Origin of the sequence: Micromonospora sp. URMC 107 (assembly GCF_051386315.1) — a bacterium.
GTDB lineage: Bacteria > Actinomycetota > Actinomycetes > Mycobacteriales > Micromonosporaceae > Micromonospora.
In genome coordinates this window covers 1-1,861 of record NZ_JBPQTK010000264.1, presented here as the reverse complement: position 1 = coordinate 1,861, position 1,861 = coordinate 1, and the positions used below count along the sequence as shown (strand labels likewise).

At 74.0% G+C, this 1,861-nt stretch carries 1 protein-coding gene; it reads right to left on the bottom strand.

What is annotated here, in order from left to right; genetic code table 11:
* A partial coding sequence (locus ACSNN9_RS28390; protein ID WP_436676377.1) for a non-ribosomal peptide synthetase occupies positions 1–1,861 on the bottom strand: 1,861 nt, incomplete at both ends.

The window sequence follows — 1,861 nt, the reverse complement described above, 5'->3', positions numbered from 1 at the left end:
GTGTGGTGGAGGTGGTGGCGTAGTTGGTGGGTGTCGAGGTTGGTGCCGGTGACGTAGGCGATGAGGTGGCGGCCGGTGGGGAGTGGGCGGGTGGTGACGAAGGCGGTTTCGACGTGGGGTTGGGCGCGTAGGGCGGTTTCGATTTCGCCGGGTTCGATGCGGTAGCCGTTGATGGCGATCTGTTCGTCGGTGCGGCCGAGGAATTCGAGGGTGCCGTCGGTGCGCAGGCGGCAGAGGTCGCCGGTGCGGTAGAGGCGGCTGCCGGGTGGCCCGTACGGGTCGGGCAGGAACCGCTCCGCCGTCTGCCCGGGCTTGTTCAGGTAGCCGCGGCTGACCACGTCACCGCCGACGCAGACCTCGCCGGGCGCCCCGGGCGGGACGAGCTGGAGGTCGGGGCCGAGGAGGTGGAGGCGGGCGCCGGCGATGGGGGTGCCGAGGTCCGGTCGGTGGACTCCGTCGGGGGCGACGGGCCCGACGGTGACGGCGACGGTGGTCTCGGTGGGCCCGTAGATGTTGAACAGGGTGTACGGCGCGTGCGCGGACGGCCGGGAGGTGAGGGCGTCCCCGCCGGTGAAGATCGTGCGCAGGCGGCTGGTGGACGGGGTCGGCAGCCGCAGGACGGCCTCCGCGACCGGGGTCGGCAGGAACGTCCTCGTCACGCCCTCCCGGACGAGCCAGTCGTGCAGCGCGGCGGGGTCGAGGCGGTCGGCCGGGTCGGCGACGTGCAGGGTGGCGCCGCTGACCAGGGCCGGCCAGATCTCCCAGATCGCGGCGTCGAAGCCGAGGCTGGCCACCTGTCCGTGGCGCTGGCCGGGACCGGTGGGGTGGGTGTCCAGGTGCCAGTGGACCAGGTTGGTCAGCGCCCGGTGCGGAACCATGACGCCCTTCGGGGTGCCGGTGGACCCGGAGGTGTGGATGACGTACGCCACCTGCTCCGGGTGGATGCCGACCAGGGGCGGTGCGGCCACGGCCGTGTCCGGTCCGGGACGCGGGGCGAGGGCGACGACGCCGGGGGGTGTGTCGGTGTTGTCGGGGTCTTCGGTGATGAGGATGGTGACGCGGGAGTGGGTGATGAGGTGGTGTCGGCGTGCGGGGGGTGCGGTGGGGTCGACGGGGAGGTAGGCGGCGCCGGTTTTGAGGACGGCGAGCATGGCGGTGATGGCGGGTGCGCCGGGTGGCAGGCTGACGGCGACGGGGTGGTCGGGTCGGGCGCCGTGGCGTAGGAGTTGGTGGGCGAGGTGGTTGGACCACTCGTCGAGTTCCCGGTAGGTGAGCGTGCCCGTGCCGTCGACGATCGCCGCGGCGTCGGGCTGTCGCCGGGCCGCGTCCGTCACCAGCCGCGGCACGCACCCCAGGTCGTCGGCCCACCGTCCGGTCCTCCCGGCCGCCGGCGGGCCCACCTCGGTCGCCTGGTTGCCTGCCCGGTCCGGGCCGTCGGCTGCCTCGGGCCGTCGTGCCGCACGACCGGTGCCCGGCCGGCGCCGGCGCCCCGTGGACAGCGCCGCGAGCCGTTCCCGCTGGGCGTCGGTGACGGCCTCCACCGTGGACAGCGGCCGGTCGGGGTCCGCCAGCACGGCGGCGACCAGGGCCCGGTAGCTGTCGGCCAGGTCGGCCACGGTGCCGGGCTCGTACAGGTCGCAGGCGTAGCTGAAGTACACGCTCACGGCGTCGGTCCCCACCTCCGCGTGGACGGTGAGGTCGAACTTCGCGGTTCCCGCCTCGGCCGGCATCGGTCGCATCGTCGCGGTGTGCAGTGGCACGGGCCCGTCGGCGATGCCCGTGACGTTGCCGCCGGTGAAGACGGTTTGGATGAGGGGTGGGGTGTGGCGGTCGCGGGTGGGTCGGGTGCCTTCGACGAGAT